Raw genomic sequence first — 14,853 nt, 5'->3', positions numbered from 1 at the left:
GAGGACCGTCGCGAGCGAATGATCGACTTCACCCGCTCATCCTCTGTCCGATGCCTTCAATCGTTCGCCCTCATCAGGGCTTTAGCCGGGACATGCAGAGCTTCTTGTCCTGCTCCTTGTGCTGGAAGCCGTAGTTGATGCAGGCGCGGTCCTCGGCCGGCGTGTGCTTGGCGATCTTCAGATAGATGCGGGACGGCTTGCCCTCGCCATAATGAAGATCCCCCGACACGGCGACCATTTCGTCGCCGACGAATTGGTGCCGGTAGAACTCGCCGTCCTCCTTGATCGATCCGAAGCAGCCGCGGACGAGATTGAGCAGGCGGTCGGTGCGCTGCTCGAGCTCGCGGCGGTTGGTCTTGTCGTATTGCCAATCGCATTCGTAGGTCGGAACGATGCGGAGCGTGATGTCCTTTTCGGTGCCGACTTCGATGGCGCATTCCGGCTTGGATGCAAGAAAGTCCTGCGAGACGGTGATCGGGGTGGCGTATTCGTCGATCGCCGCGATGTCGCTGATCTTGACGCCCTTGCTGCCGAGGGTGCCAGGCTCGATGAACCACTTCTCTTTCTTTTCCTTCGTGATGCCGGCGAACAGGTTGGCCGCGTGGCCCGCCACGGCGCGAATCTGTTCGCAGAACGGCGCGCTCTTCTGGCTGGCATCGACGGTCTTGACGGCAGGGGTCGACTTCTCCTCCTTGGCGAGCTTGTCGGCCTGGATCTCCTTGAGCTGCTTGACCATCTGGGCCAGATATTCGAGATCGGCCTTGGCGCAGGCCTTGGCCTTGCGCTCTTCGCCCTCCTTCAGCCAGCCGACATACATCTTGTCGACCGGAGCTTTGCTGCAGCCGGCCTCGATCAGCTTGGTCTGCTCGGTGTAGTAGGACTGCTGGTCCTTCAGGTTGTTGTCGGCGTCGATGCAGCGCAACGCGTCGTCGCGCTGCTTGGTGATGCGGTTGTACTCGTCGCGATCGATCTCCCGCTTGTCGTACTTCTCCCTGATCGGCGCCATGGTGGCGTATTTAAGGTCCTCGATGGCGGCGCGCTCGCGGGCATTGAGATTTAGGGCCGCCTTCTGCTCGGCGTCCAGGCGGTGCTCCACACTGAAGTCCGGCGGACAGCGCTTGGCGTCGCGGGCGGCGGCCGGGGTGAGGTTGGCGGCGACGGCGAGAAGGAGGCAGACGGCCCGGATGCGCATGCAATGTCCTTGGTTGAAGCAATGAGATCAGAATAGCGGGGCGGTTTGGACAGGCAAGACGGGGTGAGGCGCAAACCTCGGAAATCGGGGCGATCAATCTCGTTTCACAGCTGACGTGATGCTTGCGGGGCCTGCGAGGCGACGGGCAATATATCAGGGCGAAGAAAATCGGGAATTGACTGACCCACATGGGTCATGTTGGTCCGGCCGCCGTCAATGAATGATCCGACGCAACCCGCCCGGTAGAGCGCCGACGTCGCCCGCAACCCGCGTCAGGAGATGACGATGACTTGCTCCATATCGACCGGCCGGCCCTGCAAGCACTGTCGTCCGCCCGCAGAGATCGAGCCGCTCGGCTTCCAGGCCGACTTCGCCGCGGCCGAGCATGAATTGATCCTGCGCGGCTTCCAGCCAGAGGAGATGGAGCAGAAATGGTCCGTCTGCTGCGACGGCGACTGGGTGTATTTCTGCCGGAGCTGGACCAAGTTCATGATATTTGCGCTTCGCCTGGAGCGAACAGCATCCGGTGCGCGCGTTGCCGATTCCCTGGTCAGCAGGGATGCCAAGCAGTATCGCTCGACGGACCTCGATTACGATCGTCGGCTCGTCCGCGAGCTCATCGACGGATGGCTGCTGTGTCCCGATTGATGCCGCGTGCCGCCAGCCTGGCGCGGCGCAATAGTCAGAGCCAGCGGCGAACCTCGGCCTTGTAGCGGCGGTAGTCGTCGCCGAACTTCGCTTCGAGATAGCGCTCCTCGCGGGCGATCACCTGCGTCTGGATCGCGATCAGCACCAACGGGAGCAAGGCGAGGGCGATCGGCCCGTCGAAGCCGATCGCAAGGCCGGCATAGATAAGCGCCATTCCGAGATACATGGGGTTGCGGGTCCACCGATAGGGACCGGTCGTTGCGATCAGGGTCGTCGGCTGCGACGGCGGAACGTTGGTGCCCAGCCGCCGGAACAGCCCCGCCGCCGCAAGCATCAGCGCCGCGCCGGCAACGAACGGCAGTGCGCCAGTCGCGACCAGCAACCGCCAGTCGATGCCGAAAGAGCGGAGCGTGACGAACGGCTCCGCCGCCAGCCCCAACAGCAGCGCTCCCAGATAGATGAAGGGGGGAGGGAAGCGCACACCCGCGTTGTCGGGTTTGTCGGCCATGCTCATCCTCCAATCTGCGCGCTCAAGCCAGCATCGACTGCTGGGCGAAGATGCCCGCCATCGCGCCTTGCCATGATGCCGTGGTGACCGAGGGCATGAGGGGATTGGCGAGGTCGCCGGCGGCGTAGATGCCGGTCATGCTGGTTTCGCGGCGCTCGTCGACCTTGAGGACGATGCCGAGGGGCGTATTGACCGTGGCGAGGCCCAGTGCTTCGTGCAGGCTTGCGGACGGCTTGTTGCGCGGATGCGCGAACAGGATATCGACCGCGACATTGGGGCCGCTTTCGAGATTGACGGTGGCGTTGTGGCCCCCAGGATGGGCGATCTTGGTGATCCGGCCATCGACGACGGGTACGTTGCGGCGAGCCAGATCGGCCCGGATCTCGGGCGGAATGTCGTGACCATCGGCGAAGAGCGTCAAATTGTCGGTCCAATCGCGGAACAGCCTGACCTGGTTGTGCGACTGCGGGCCGGACCAGACGAGGCCCCAATGCTGACCGGCGACTTCAAAGCCGTCGCAATAGGGGCAAGGCACGATAGACCCGCCCCAGCCTTCGGCAAAACCCGGAACGTCAGGCATCTGGTCGACGATGCCATAGCTCAGGATCAGGCGGCGCGCCGCAAGGCTTTCGCCATCGCCAGTGAGGACGGAGAATTTGTCGATGGTGCCGGTGATGCTGTCGGCCCGGGCATTGACCAGCCTGACCGTGTGATAACGCGCCAGTTGCCGCCGCGCCTCGGCCAGAATGTCCAACGGTGGCTTGTGATCGTGGCCGAGCAGACCATGCGAGTGTTCAGCGAAGCGGTTGCGCGGCAGGCCGGTATCGAGAACCGTGACCTTGCGGCGGGCGCGGCCGAGCTGCAGGGCGCCGGCGAGACCGGCAAAGCTGCCGCCGATGATGATGACGTCATCCATGGTGATGGACTCCCACGCATTGGCTTGCACATTTAAGGTACTGCGTGGTATCGTAATGTCAGAATTGGGATACTGTCAAGTACTGGAATTATCGTGACCGAAAACAGCCAGGCCCGGCGCGGCCGGCCCGCCAACGAGGCGCTTGGCCAAACCATCCTCGACGCCGCGCGCGAACTCTTTTTGGAATTGGGTTTTCAGGCGACGACCTTGGACAAGGTCGCCCAGCGGGCGAAGATATCCAAGCTCAGCATCTACAGGCATTTCGAGAACAAGGAGGCGCTGTTCGGCGCGGCCATGGCGGCCGGCTGCGAGCAATTGTTTGCGCCCCAGGCCCTCGCTGAAGGCGTCGAGGCTTCGGTCGAAGATCAGCTCACGGCGGTGGGATCATTGCTGCTTCGCACGCTGCTCAGACCGGACGTCCGCGGTGTCGAAGCCATGGTCATGGCCGACAAGACGAGTCAAAACGCGCTCAGCAAGCTCCATTTCGAAGCCGGCCCCGCCCATGTCATCGGCCAAATCGAGGCCCTGTTGCGTCAGTTGCACGCGAAGGCGCTTCTGAACGTGCCCGATCCACACCGGTCCGCCCGCTTGTTTGCCGCGCTCTTCAAAGGATCCGATCTCCTGATGATCGCACGCTTCGATCAGGGAAGAGCAGAGGACGACAACGAAATCGAATCCTATTGCCGGTCGGCCGTCGCCATGTTCATCGCCGCGCACGGCGGCAACGACCGCGCGGGCGGAAATTTGCCTGCCCCGAGGTGACAGCGGTCATCAGCGCGACCTCAGCGCACGCCCGTGCCCTTGCAGCGCTGGCACTTCACCACCTTGTCGCCCTTCTTGACCAAACCCTTGCCCTCGCAATTCTTGCATTTCTGCTTCTTCTTGATGTTCGGGCCTTTTTCACTGGTCATGACATTCTCCTGCCGCCGGGCGGCGGCCCCGTGGGGGTGCTCGGCGAAGGGGCGGAGCGATGCGACATCAGTCCTACACTGACGCCGCCTTTTTCTCCACAAGCCATGTCGGAACCCGGGGCCGCCGTCCGTCTTGAATCCGTGCCGCCTCGAACCGGAGTTTTGCGTACATGGCCCCACGCGCCAATTGGAAGGGTTTTCTGAGACTGTCGCTGGTCACCTGTCCCGTGGCGCTCTTTCCGGCCACGTCCGAGAGCGAGAAGATCTCGTTCAACCAGCTCAACAGGCAGACCGGCCACCGCGTCAAATATCTGAAGGTGGACGCCGAGACCGGCGACGAGGTGCCGAACGAGGACATCGTCAAGGGCTATGAGCTGGAGAAGGGGCAGTACATCGAGGTCTCCAGGGAGGAGCTCGAGGAGATCGCGCTCGAATCCACGCGCACCATCGAGATCGACGAATTCGTCGCCAAATCGGACATCGACCCGCGCTACCTGATCCGCCCCTACTACATCCGCCCGGACGGCAAGGTCGGCCACGACGCTTTCGCGGTGATCCGCGAGACCATCCGCGAGATGGACAAGGTCGCGATCGGGCGCGTGGTGCTGACCAACCGCGAGCACATCATCGCGCTGGAGCCGATGGACAAGGGCCTCGTCGGCACGCTTCTGCGCTACCCCTACGAGGTGCGCAGCGAGCAGGACTATTTCGACGAGATCCAGGACGTGAAGGTCACCAAGGACATGCTCGATCTCGCCAGGCACATCGTCAACCAGAAGGCCGGACGCTTCGAACCCGAGAAGTTCGAGGACCATTACGAGACCGCGCTGATCGAGCTGATCAACGAAAAGCGCGCCGGCAAGGTGATCCAGCCGAAGGAGCGGCCGAAGGGCGAGAACGTCGTCGACCTCATGGAGGCGCTGCGCCGCAGTGTTGGCAAGGAGGCCAGGAAGGAGGCCGCGCCTGCGAAGGCCGGCAAGCCCGCCAGGAAACCGAAGAAGGCGGCGGCCGGACAGAAGGAGATGCTGATGCCGATCGCGGGCAAGAAGCAACCGAAGGAAGCGGCGGCGAAGAAGCCGGCCACGGGGGCGCGACGGAAGTCGGCTTGAGCGTGAAACATCCGGTGACGCCGGACGGCCGATATTTCGTCGTCCGCGGACGGCTGTGGCGAATGGCGAATCCGCATTTGGGCGAGCAGGAAAAGTCGGAGCTGGTCAGGCGCCTGATGACGGCGCGGCGCGCCGTCCGCGATGCCAAGTCGTCGGCCGATTCCGAGGCGGAAGCGGCGGCCCATCGCGCGGTCGACCACGCGAAGCGCGCCCTCGGCGAGCGCGGCCCGGTGTGGTGGCGAGACGGCGCTCCCGACCTCAACCGGCACATGGCGAAGAACACGCCATACGCCGCATGGTATGCCGAGGTGCAGCGGCGGAGAGGCTCTTCCAAGGATTAGCCAGCGAATGGAAGTCGGCGCTCCAGCCGCCACGGACCATTCAGATACTCCCAGACCAGCAGCCCGCAAACCGTGCCGGCGCGCGGCGCGAACCCGGCTTGAAGCGCACCGCAAAGGCTCCGCGCCGCGGTGGCTGTCACTTTGTTCTGGATGGTGACATGCGGCCGCCAGCCCTGGCTGTCCTGCCGGGACAGTTCGTCGCCGATGGCGGTGCGCAGCGCCGTCCGCAATCGCGCGAGCTCGGGGCAGGTGACCTCGATGGCGACGCCGGAGCCGAGCAGGCGAACGCCATCGCACAGCATGGGGATCGGCGCAGCCGGCAGGGCGGCATCGCAGAGCCGGCCCGACTGCGCCGGCGAGAGGCGGTGAAACAGCGTGAGATGCGCCGGCAGCAAATTGCGCTCCGGCGGGAAATGCGCGCGGCGCAGCTCGTCCAGCCAGTCAAAGCTGGCGCCGTCCAATTCGGCTGTCAGGATGAACGTCCGATCCATGCCGAACGGATATCGCGGCCAGTGCCGCTTCAGCAATCTCCGTCCCGGCATTCCGGACAATTGTCTCCGATCGAATCGAGGACGTCGCGGATCTCCGCGGTCGCCTCATCGGGAGAAATGCCGGCGGGTGGAACCTCGCGTGCGAGATCGATGGCGCGTGCGCGGGCGTGAGGATCGGCCCGGTCCTTCGCCCAGCCATGCTCCTCGCATTCGTGGATGGCGCCGACTTCCTGCAGCACACCGAGCGCCCATCCGCGCAGCGTGCGGATCGCCGGCCGTCTTTCCCTGGTCATCAGCATCGAGATCGCTCCTCACCGGGACGAATCCGCGCCGCCCCCGCTCGTTCCCGGCGCTTAGCACGGGTCAGGGATTCCCAAACGGCAGGGCCGGGCTTGTCCACGTGTTCCCAAGCGCTGTGGAGAATGCAAAGGATTTGGCAGAGGCGAGCGGACCAGGCAGGATTTCACCCGAGGAACCGGGTGTCGGGAGGCGGCTTATGTCGTCATCGGTATCGGAGGACTCGCCATGGCCATTGATGCGTTCGCTGGCACCACGCCCGTGTTTCTTCCTGAGCAGTTCCTCGTTGGTCGTCTTGAAGGATGGGCGGTGGTCGAAAGTCTCGTCGGCGGGCTCTTGAAGCGTGCGAGGATCACTGCTCATGGCGAGCTGGATGCGGACACCGACACCGTCGTCCTGACTGAAACCTACACCTTCGATGACGGCCATAGCGACACGTTGCGCTGGACGATTCACAAGCTAGGCGAAGGCCGGTACACCGGTCACGAGAATCGCCTGGAAGGCGACGCCACCGGCGAGCAGGCGGGTTGCGCATTTCACTGGAAGTACATGCGCGACACGCCCCAGGGCGATGGAAAGTCGTTCAAGCTGAACTTCGATGATTGGTTCTATGCGATCGATGACCGCGCCTGCATCGTTCGTGGAAGCGCCGGGCGGGCGGGGATTCCGTTCGCGACGGGGCATGTGACTTATAGGAGGATTTGAGCTCTCACTGCCAGCTGTCCGTGCTGCCTCAGGGATCGAAATAGCCTTCTTCCGCGGATCAAAACGCCGGCTTGCTCCCGCTAGGCGGCCTCGACATCCGCGGTCACGTCGTCATCACGCTTGTGGTTGATGAGGTTCAACAAATGCGCGGAGGCCCGCGCGTCGCACAGCGCGCGATGATGATTGGGCAGCGCAATTCCATAGATATCGCACAGCTTTCCCAAACCGTAAGATTCGTGTCCCGGATAGCGGCGGCGCATCCCGGCGCACGTACACAATTTCGGAAACCGGAAGCGACGTTCCAGCCGCTTGTACTCGGAGGCGATGAAACCATAATCGAAATTGACGTTATGGGCGACGAAGATGCCGTCGGCCATGAAATCGAGGAAGCTCTCGCTCACTTCGGCAAACACCGGGGCGTCCCGCACCATCTCGTTCGTGATCCCTGTCAGCTGGGTGATCTTCCAGGGGATGAGACGTTGCGGATTGATCAGGCTATGCCACTCGTCGACCACCTGATGATTGCGGACCTTGACTGCGCCGATTTCGGTGATGCGGTCACCGTTCGAGAACGCGCCAGTCGTCTCGATATCCACGACGACATAGTCCTGGTCCGGATCGAAGCGATAGTCGACACGGCCGATCTCGGCCGTGATGCCGGCGGCGCCGAGCTGGTGAAGGCGGGTCAATTGATTGCGTCGAATGACATCGCCCGCAGCCTTGATCTCCATGAACGAGACGTGTCCATCGCGGACGACCATCAGGTCGGGAAAGCCGTCGCGCATGCCGCGGAAATCCTCGCACATGGCGCGGACGATCCGCGCGAGGCCTGAGGGATTTGCGCCCTGCAGCAACGCGCGCAAGGCCTCGATCTGAAAATGGTCCCAGGCGAAGATGCCATTGGGGCGTCCCCACCGGGCCGCAACGGTCCGCAGGATCATGGGCAGCGCCGTCCCGGCTTCGATCGCGCCAATTTTTTCCGCGATCGAGGCCGCAAACAACCGGCTGAAGCTGCGATCCCTCAGGCAATGCGGCACCCAATCGAAGCCGCTCGGCAATTGCGTGCTCTCGAACAGCTCATCCCAGAACAGCAGGCCGAACAGGGTGTGCCACAGCATGTTCTCTGCATAAAAGACCGTCGCGCCGTCGCGCCGCAGCACGCCCGCCACGCCCGCCTCGGGATTGCCGCGATGCGTGTCGTCCACCGTGATCGTCCGCCCGGACCGCAAGAGCTCGGTGTAGAGCCCCGTCCGTCGCCCGCCAAACTTTCGTGCGTAGAAATCGGTCGCGAACAGATGCTCGCCATCGCTCAACGGCTGATCGATCATCCGTTGCAGCAAGGCCTCGGCTCCGGGGCGATCGCCATCGTTGTAGAGCAGACGCACCAGGCGTTCATTGCAGTCGGCCGATGCGCCGGCGCGATAGAGCTGCCGGGCGAAATCGTGATCGCCGGCCTTTTCGAAGAACAATCCCGCCTGGTGCGCCGCCCGGCTGCGCAGTTCCTCGGCGTAATCGGTGTCGCAGGCGGGGCCATTGAGGATGTCGACGGCAGCCTGTCTGCAAACGGCGTCCGATTTGACGTCGAGGCGGTCGAGGATCTGGCTGTAGTGGAATGAAGCCAAGGCTTCATCTCCGTCCGAGAACCGCGCGCTGAAGGCCGTCTCCTGGTTGGTGCGCAGAACGCCCAGATCGCGCAACGCAAAACTCTTCAGGTCAACCTGGGTCTTGCCGAAATAGAGATAGAGGAGGAACTCGATCGGCCTCGTGCCGTCGAGTGCGATGAATTTGTTCGCGCCGCAGTGCTGCGCGGCGACGGCGAAAGGAATCTGTTCGAGATAATAGTCGACGAACTTCGGCTTCGACCAGGATTTCCGGACATCGCCCCGTCCGGCGGCCTGTGCACCCGTTACCAAGATATCCCTGGGAAGGCAGGCCACGAACGCGGCATAGTCGCCTTCGCCGAGCGCGCGGGCATGACCGGCCGCCATGAGTTCGGCCGCCGCGCGTCCGACGTCGGCAATCTCGGGGTAGCTGAACAGGGCCCGGTTGAAGATCGCGCCGCGCCGATTGACCATCCGGACCAACAGGCACCGCGCATCCCGCGACATGCCGTCAAAACGCGCAATAAAGGCGCGATGTTCCTCGGAGAGGACCGAGCGATAGGTCTTCTGAACGAATGCCAGCATCTCGACGAAATGATCGAGATAGTAATAAGCGGGCAAAATCGGTGGCTTGGCCAAGTGAACCTAGTCGGAGAAGGGGGCTCGAATGTTCTATTTTTGTTCTGAAGAGTTACAAAGTCAAGAGTGGAGGACACGCGTCTGCGACTGTCGCGGTTTTGAACGGTCACTGAATCTCAATCGCGATGCATACGTCTCATTGTGAAACGCTCTCGCGCTGAGACAGCAGCAGAACTTTTGGAATGCTTCCCCATCCCACTTCGCTACTTAACAAAATCAACACTCCGGCCTTTCCAATCCTCGAGCGGAAATTCAAACGATAAGAAATCCTCATCGGGCGCCACGACCGCTCTGTTGGCCGTCTTAACTCGATCCAACAGGATAGCGCGCCATTCGTTGGAGAGCGACATCCGCCATTCACGGCGCATACACGTGTGCTCCGCGTATTCAAAGGCGATTTGAACCGCGAGCGTTGTGAGTTCCCTGTAGGGTAGCAGGCAGAATGATTTGGCAAATCGCTGGCTTGGTGGGCCCGGCAGGACTCGAACCTGCAACCAGACCGTTATGAGCGGCCGGCTCTAACCATTGAGCTACAGGCCCCGCCGCGAGACAGCTCGCGGGAACGCGGCCGGCAACGGTGCGCGGTTCGTTTACAGGGATGGCGGCGGGGGTGCAATGCTGGCCGGGCGGATGGTAACGCCAGGGCAGCATTGCCGGCGGTTTCTAGATAACCGAAATCGGCGATGATGCCTGTATACCCCTGTTTTGCCCGACGAAGCAAACCGGCTCGGCGAAGGTCCGATTTTTGCGTCCGCTAACCCATTGAAATCACTGGCCTCGTCTACTGTGCATGGGGTTGTTTTGCGACTTTTAAGGGGAGGGCCCTCCCGAGCCCCCTCCAGAATGTCGTGCAGTGGCCGCCAGGCCCTTCGCTAGTCCACCGAGACCCCCGCGAACTCCACCACCTTGCGCCACTTCTCGGTCTCGTCAGCGACCAGCTTGCCGAACTCGGCCGGCGTCATCGGCTTGGGGATGCCGCCGGTCTCCGTGAGCCTGGCCACCAGCCTCGGGTCCTTCAGCGCTTCGCCGACGGCCTTGTTGAGCGTCTCGACCACTTCGGGCGGCGTGCCCTTCGGCGCGGAGATGCCGTAGAAGCCGACCGATTCGAAGCCCGGCACGGTCTCGGCGATCGCAGGCACGTCAGGCACGCTCGGCCAGCGCTGCGGCGAGGTCACGCCCAGCGCGCGGACATTGCCGCCCTTGGCCTGCTCCATGGCCGAGGGGAGGTTGTCGAAGATCAGCTGCACCTTGTTGGAGATGATGTCGGGGAAGGCGATCGCCGAGCCGCGATAGGGCACGTGCACCATGTCGCATTTGGTCAGCACCTTGAACAGCTCGGCCGACATGTGCACCGAGGTGCCGTTGCCGGACGAGGCAAAGGAGATCTTGCCGGGGTTGGCCTTGCAATAATCGACGAACTCCTGGACCGTCTTCGCCGGAAACGCGTTGGACACCACCAGCATGTTGGTGAGCTGCATGATGCTCGCAACCGGGGTGGTGTCGCGGATGAAGTCGAACGGCAGCTTCTTGTAGAGCGAGGTCGAGATCGCGTTGTTGGGCGCGACGAACAGCAGCGTGTAGCCGTCGGGCGGTGAGTTGATCGCGGCGGCGGCGGCGATGTTGCCGCCGGAGCCGGTGCGGTTCTCGACGATGAATTGCTGGCCGAGCCGGTCCGACAGCCACTGCGCCATGATCCGCGCCACGATGTCGACCGGGCCGCCCGCGGCAAAGCCGATCAGCCAGTGCACGGGACGGTCGGGATAGGCGGCGGAGGCGCGAGGCGTGGCGCTGAAGAGACCTGTGAGGATCGCGAGCCCGAACACACCGCACCGCAAAATTCGCAACATGACGCCTCCCATTGCATTATTGTCGTTGCGGGCATGCTTTCACAAAAACGGACGGCTGCCTACATCGCCGCAAGTCGGTGTTGACGCAGGCCTGTCGGAAATGACCATGAGATTCGCGATCATCGTTCTCGCTGCAGCGCTGCTCGCCGGGCCCGCTGCGGCTCAAACCGGAGGCAACGCCATTCCGACCACGCCACATACGATCAGCCATCCTATCAGTCTCGGCACCGCGACGCCCGGCGGCGGCTTTCCGCTCTATGGCAACGCCTTTGCCGAGGTGATGAATGCGGCCGATCCGCAAGTCACGATCGCGCCGCGCAACACCAAGGGCAGCAACGAGAACATCCCCCTGCTGGAGAAGGGCGAGCTCGATCTCGCGCTGGTCGCGGGCGAGCCGGCCTATGAAGCCTTCGCCGGCATCGGCCGCGCGAAGGTATCGCTGAAGATCCTGACGGCGATCTATTCCAATCCCGGCATGTTCGTGGTGCGCGCGGACAGTCCCTACAAGACCATCCGCGATCTCGTCGGCCAGCCCGTCGCGTTCGGCGCCAAGGGCTCGGGCCTGCCGATCCTGGCGCGCTATGTGCTTGATGGCCTCGGGTTGAAGCAGGACGAGGATTTCAAGGCGATCTATCTCGACCGCGCCGGCGATGGCCCCGCGATGGTCGAGGACGGCCGCGTCGCTGCGCTGTGGGGCGCGGGCATCGGCTGGCCCGGCTTCGCCGCGGTCGCATCGAGCGCGTCAGGCGCGCGCTTCATCGCGCCTGATGTCGAGGAGATGACGCGCATCCGCGCCAAGCATACCTTCCTGAAGCCGCTGCTGGTGCCGGCGAACAGCTATCCGAAACAGGACGCGCCGATCGCCTCGCTGGGATCGTGGAGCTTCGTGCTGACGCGCGAGGATCTGCCTGACGAAATTGCCTATCGCCTCGCGAAGACGCTGCACGGCAATGAGGCGAACTTCTGCAAGAAGCTCGCCCAGGCTTGCGAGACCACGGCGTCGAACACGGTCGCAGCCGCGCCGAGGATGGAGCTGATCCATCCCGGCGTGATGAAATATTTTCGCGAGATCAGGGTGGTGAAGTAGCGGATGCGCTTTCTTCCTTCTCCCCTTGTGGGAGAAGGTGGCGCGAAGCGCCGGATGAGGGGTTCTCTCCGCGCGTACAAATTGAGAGTTCGACTCGCGGAGAGAATCCCTCACCCGGCTGCGCTTCGCGCAGCCACCCTCTCCCACAAGGGGCGAGGGTGGATCGTCAGCGCAGCTACATCGTCACTTCTTCACCAGCGGGCACGCCGTGTCCGGCGGGCCGAACGCCTTGTCGCCGGAGATCGTGGTGAGGATCTTGTAATAGTCCCACGGATATTTGCTCTCCTCCGGCGTCTTCACCTGCACCAGCCAGAGGTCGTGCACCATCAGATTGTCCTCGCGCAGTTTGCCGTTGCGGGCGAAGAAATCCTCGATCGGCTTCTCCCGCATCTTGGCGGCGACCTTGAGCGGGTCGTCGGTGCCGGCTTCCTTGATGGCGTTGAGATAGTGCATCACGCTCGAATAGACGCCGGCCTGCCACATCGAGGGCATCTTGTTCATCTTGGCGAAGTAGCGCTTCGACCATTCGCGGGTCTTGTCGTCCATGTCCCAATAGAACGAGGTCGTCAGGAGCAGGCCTTGCGCGGCCTGCAGGCCGAGGCCGTGGATGTCGGTGATCAGCGCCAGCAATGCAGCCATCTGCTGGCCGCCCTTGAACACGCCGAACTCCGAGCCGGTCTTGATCTCGTTCATGTTGTTGGGCGGGCCGGCTGCGATGCCGATGATCTTGGCCTTGGAGGCCTGCGCCTGCAGCACGAAGGAGGAGAGATCGGGCGTTGCCAGCGGCGGCCGCACCGAGCCCAGCACCTTGCCGCCATTGGCGGTGACGACCGCGGAGGCATCGCGCTCCAGCGAATGGCCGAAGGCGTAGTCGTCGGTGATGAAGAACCAGCTGTCGCCGCCGCGCTTGACCACCGCGTCCGCGGTGCCGACCGCAAGCGCGCGGGTGTCGAACACCCACTGGATCGCATAAGGCGAGCAGAACTTGCCGTGGAAATCCGCGGTGCCGGTCGAGTGGGTGATGAACAGCCGCTTCTTCTCGTTGGCGATGTTCTGCACCGCGAGCCCGACCGCCGAGACCGGAACGTCGACGATCAGGTCGACCTGCTCGACGTCGAACCAGCGCCGCGCGAGCGAGGCGCCGATGTCGGCCTTGAGCTGATGATCGCCGACCACGACGCTGATCGGCTTGCCGAGCACCGTGCCGCCGAAATCGTCGATCGCCATCTGCGCCGCCGTCACCGAGCCCTGGCCGGTCGGCGCGGAGGCCGGGCCGTTCATGTCGGTGAGCACGCCGATCTTGACGACGTCGTCGGAAAGCTGCGCCATGGCGGCACCCGACGGCAGCGTTGCCGCCAAGACGGTTGCCGCAAAGCCGGCCGCGACCGGCAGTCCAAATCTCGTTGGATTCACGCTTGTCCTCCCCTGATCCGGCGCGTTGGCCGGTGTTGCCCCGGGTGTGCCCCCGGCTGAATTGGTTTCTTTTGCAACTATTTGGGGGCGGGCGTCAATGTCAGGCTGCGAACCGGATCTGCCCCGCGGCCGAGGGATCATAGCCGGTCAGCTCCTCGGCGCGCTGGCGCAGCCGCCTTTCGCTGAGAAACCGCAGCAGGGCCTGCATGGCGGGGCGGAAATAGCTGCGCTGCCGCATCGCGAGGTCGAAATTCTCCCAGACCAGCGGCACGAAATCCAGACCCGCCGAGCGCGCGGCGGCGCGCGTCGCGATGCCGCAATCGGCCTGGCCGGCGCGGACGATCTCGGCGAGGTCCGGTCCGGTCAAAGCCGGCGGCTCGACCCGGCGCAGATCGCGCGTCGAGGCGCCGGCACGCTTCAACAGCACGTCGAGCAGCATCTGCGCGCCGGTGCCCTGCTGCCGCATCGCCATCCTGGCGCCGAGCGCGAGCACGTCGGTCAGGCCGTGCAGCTGCTTGGGATTGCCCTGCGGCAGCACGAGCCCCTGCTCGCGGCGCACGAATGCGACCAGCACCGCATCATGCAGGTCGGGCGCCGCGCGCAGCGCTTCGACGCTGGCATCGCCGGCAGCGTCCAGGCCGTGGAAGTGCACCGCCGCCGCCATCACCTCGTTGCGCTGCAGGCGCTCGAGCCCGCGCATGCTGCCCTCGCTCATCGATCCCAGGCCCGAGCCGGATTCGCGCAGGCTCCAATCCAGCAGCTCGTCCTGGCTGCCGCCCACCACCGGCGGCGGCTCCGCGATCAGCATGCCGGCCGGACGCGCGAGGCCCGACAGCACCCAGAGATCGAGCTCGTGCCGAGGGAAGAGCCATTTCCCGGTCACCTTGGTGCAGGGGATCGCGCCGGTGGTGACGAGTTCGTAGAGCTTGCGTTCGCCGAGCCGAAGATAGTCGGCGGCTTCGCTGGTCGTCAGGAATTCCATCCTGCATTCCTATGCAAATTCTTGCTTCTTTTTGACGTTCGACGCAGGTGGAATCTGCACTTCAATTGTCGTGTGAGCGGGAACCATGCCTGATCATCTCGCTGCTTTGCAACACATCCTCGCAGGCGATTCCTGCTTTGGTGAACGATCTCAACGGATGCTGAGC

General features: G+C 63.6%; 16 protein-coding genes and 1 tRNA gene. 6 read left to right on the top strand and 11 right to left on the bottom strand.

Annotated features, from left to right (window positions below; translation table 11 throughout):
• Positions 1–73 precede the first annotated feature (73 nt).
• Positions 74–1,192 carry a hypothetical protein gene (locus RPS27_RS39130; RefSeq protein ID WP_212068829.1) on the bottom strand — a complete coding sequence of 373 codons (1,119 nt, stop codon included), beginning with the start codon at positions 1,190–1,192 and terminating at the stop codon, positions 74–76.
• Between the two features lie 285 nt (positions 1,193–1,477).
• On the opposite strand from RPS27_RS39130, the gene RPS27_RS39125 reads away from it, so the two are divergent.
• Positions 1,478–1,840 (top strand): hypothetical protein, encoded by a 363-nt coding sequence (locus tag RPS27_RS39125; RefSeq protein WP_212068830.1) that lies wholly within the window; start codon positions 1,478–1,480, stop codon positions 1,838–1,840.
• A gap of 34 nt (positions 1,841–1,874) precedes the next feature.
• On the opposite strand, the gene RPS27_RS39120 is transcribed toward RPS27_RS39125, so the two are convergent.
• On the bottom strand, positions 1,875–2,348 hold the full coding sequence (locus tag RPS27_RS39120; RefSeq protein ID WP_212068831.1) for an isoprenylcysteine carboxylmethyltransferase family protein: 474 nt from the start codon (positions 2,346–2,348) through the stop codon (positions 1,875–1,877).
• Positions 2,349–2,370: 22 nt separating this feature from the next.
• On the bottom strand, positions 2,371–3,264 hold the full coding sequence (locus RPS27_RS39115; RefSeq protein WP_212068832.1) for an NAD(P)/FAD-dependent oxidoreductase: 894 nt from the start codon (positions 3,262–3,264) through the stop codon (positions 2,371–2,373).
• 93 nt (positions 3,265–3,357) lie between these two features.
• Between RPS27_RS39115 and RPS27_RS39110 the strand changes: the two genes are divergently transcribed.
• On the top strand, positions 3,358–4,026 hold the full coding sequence (locus tag RPS27_RS39110) for a TetR/AcrR family transcriptional regulator (protein ID WP_212068833.1): 669 nt from the start codon (positions 3,358–3,360) through the stop codon (positions 4,024–4,026).
• A gap of 20 nt (positions 4,027–4,046) precedes the next feature.
• Here RPS27_RS39110 and RPS27_RS39105 read toward each other — a convergent pair whose 3' ends face one another.
• Positions 4,047–4,175 carry a hypothetical protein gene (locus RPS27_RS39105; RefSeq protein WP_256561183.1) on the bottom strand — a complete coding sequence of 43 codons (129 nt, stop codon included), beginning with the start codon at positions 4,173–4,175 and terminating at the stop codon, positions 4,047–4,049.
• 170 nt (positions 4,176–4,345) lie between these two features.
• On the opposite strand from RPS27_RS39105, the gene RPS27_RS39100 reads away from it, so the two are divergent.
• Together RPS27_RS39100 and RPS27_RS39095 are read left to right on the top strand one after the other, a co-directional pair.
• Entirely contained in the window at positions 4,346–5,284 is a 939-nt protein-coding gene (locus tag RPS27_RS39100) for a Ku protein (RefSeq protein ID WP_212068834.1), read from the top strand.
• Positions 5,285–5,286: 2 nt separating this feature from the next.
• Positions 5,287–5,625 carry a hypothetical protein gene (locus tag RPS27_RS39095; protein WP_212068909.1) on the top strand — a complete coding sequence of 113 codons (339 nt, stop codon included), beginning with the start codon at positions 5,287–5,289 and terminating at the stop codon, positions 5,623–5,625.
• Here RPS27_RS39095 and RPS27_RS39090 read toward each other — a convergent pair.
• Positions 5,622–6,116, bottom strand: a complete 495-nt coding sequence (locus RPS27_RS39090) for a 2'-5' RNA ligase family protein (RefSeq protein ID WP_212068835.1) — start codon at positions 6,114–6,116, stop codon at positions 5,622–5,624. The two genes, RPS27_RS39095 and RPS27_RS39090, sit on opposite strands and share 4 nt — an antisense overlap.
• A 29-nt stretch (positions 6,117–6,145) precedes the next feature.
• A complete protein-coding gene (locus RPS27_RS39085) occupies positions 6,146–6,415 on the bottom strand; it encodes a hypothetical protein (protein WP_212068836.1) in 270 nt (89 codons plus the stop codon).
• A gap of 226 nt (positions 6,416–6,641) precedes the next feature.
• Between RPS27_RS39085 and RPS27_RS39080 the strand changes: the two genes are divergently transcribed.
• Positions 6,642–7,118 (top strand): DUF3833 family protein, encoded by a 477-nt coding sequence (locus RPS27_RS39080; RefSeq protein WP_212068837.1) that lies wholly within the window; start codon positions 6,642–6,644, stop codon positions 7,116–7,118.
• A gap of 80 nt (positions 7,119–7,198) precedes the next feature.
• Here RPS27_RS39080 and RPS27_RS39075 read toward each other — a convergent pair whose 3' ends face one another.
• The 3 genes from RPS27_RS39075 to RPS27_RS39065 form a co-directional block, all read right to left on the bottom strand.
• Complete coding sequence (locus RPS27_RS39075; RefSeq protein ID WP_313755086.1) at positions 7,199–9,358, bottom strand: exonuclease domain-containing protein; 2,160 nt, start codon at positions 9,356–9,358, stop codon at positions 7,199–7,201.
• 464 nt (positions 9,359–9,822) lie between these two features.
• A tRNA-Ile gene (locus tag RPS27_RS39070) sits at positions 9,823–9,898 on the bottom strand.
• A 332-nt stretch (positions 9,899–10,230) separates the two neighbouring features.
• Positions 10,231–11,205: a tripartite tricarboxylate transporter substrate binding protein gene (locus RPS27_RS39065; RefSeq protein WP_212068838.1), complete on the bottom strand. Its 975-nt coding sequence runs from the start codon at positions 11,203–11,205 to the stop codon at positions 10,231–10,233.
• Between the two features lie 106 nt (positions 11,206–11,311).
• Between RPS27_RS39065 and RPS27_RS39060 the strand changes: the two genes are divergently transcribed.
• On the top strand, positions 11,312–12,292 hold the full coding sequence (locus tag RPS27_RS39060) for a TAXI family TRAP transporter solute-binding subunit (RefSeq protein WP_212068839.1): 981 nt from the start codon (positions 11,312–11,314) through the stop codon (positions 12,290–12,292).
• A gap of 183 nt (positions 12,293–12,475) precedes the next feature.
• Here RPS27_RS39060 and RPS27_RS39055 read toward each other — a convergent pair whose 3' ends face one another.
• Positions 12,476–13,705, bottom strand: coding sequence for an ABC transporter substrate-binding protein (locus RPS27_RS39055; protein ID WP_211419643.1), 1,230 nt, complete (start codon positions 13,703–13,705; stop codon positions 12,476–12,478).
• A 100-nt stretch (positions 13,706–13,805) separates the two neighbouring features.
• The gene (locus RPS27_RS39050) at positions 13,806–14,687 is read right to left on the bottom strand and encodes a helix-turn-helix transcriptional regulator (RefSeq protein WP_212068840.1); all 882 of its coding nucleotides are present in this window, start codon (positions 14,685–14,687) and stop codon (positions 13,806–13,808) included.
• Between the last annotated feature and the right edge of the window lie 166 nt (positions 14,688–14,853).

Source organism: Bradyrhizobium sp. WYCCWR 12699, from assembly GCF_032144035.1.
Taxonomy (GTDB): Bacteria; Pseudomonadota; Alphaproteobacteria; order Rhizobiales; family Xanthobacteraceae; genus Bradyrhizobium.
This window is presented reverse-complemented; position numbering and strand designations above follow the sequence as displayed.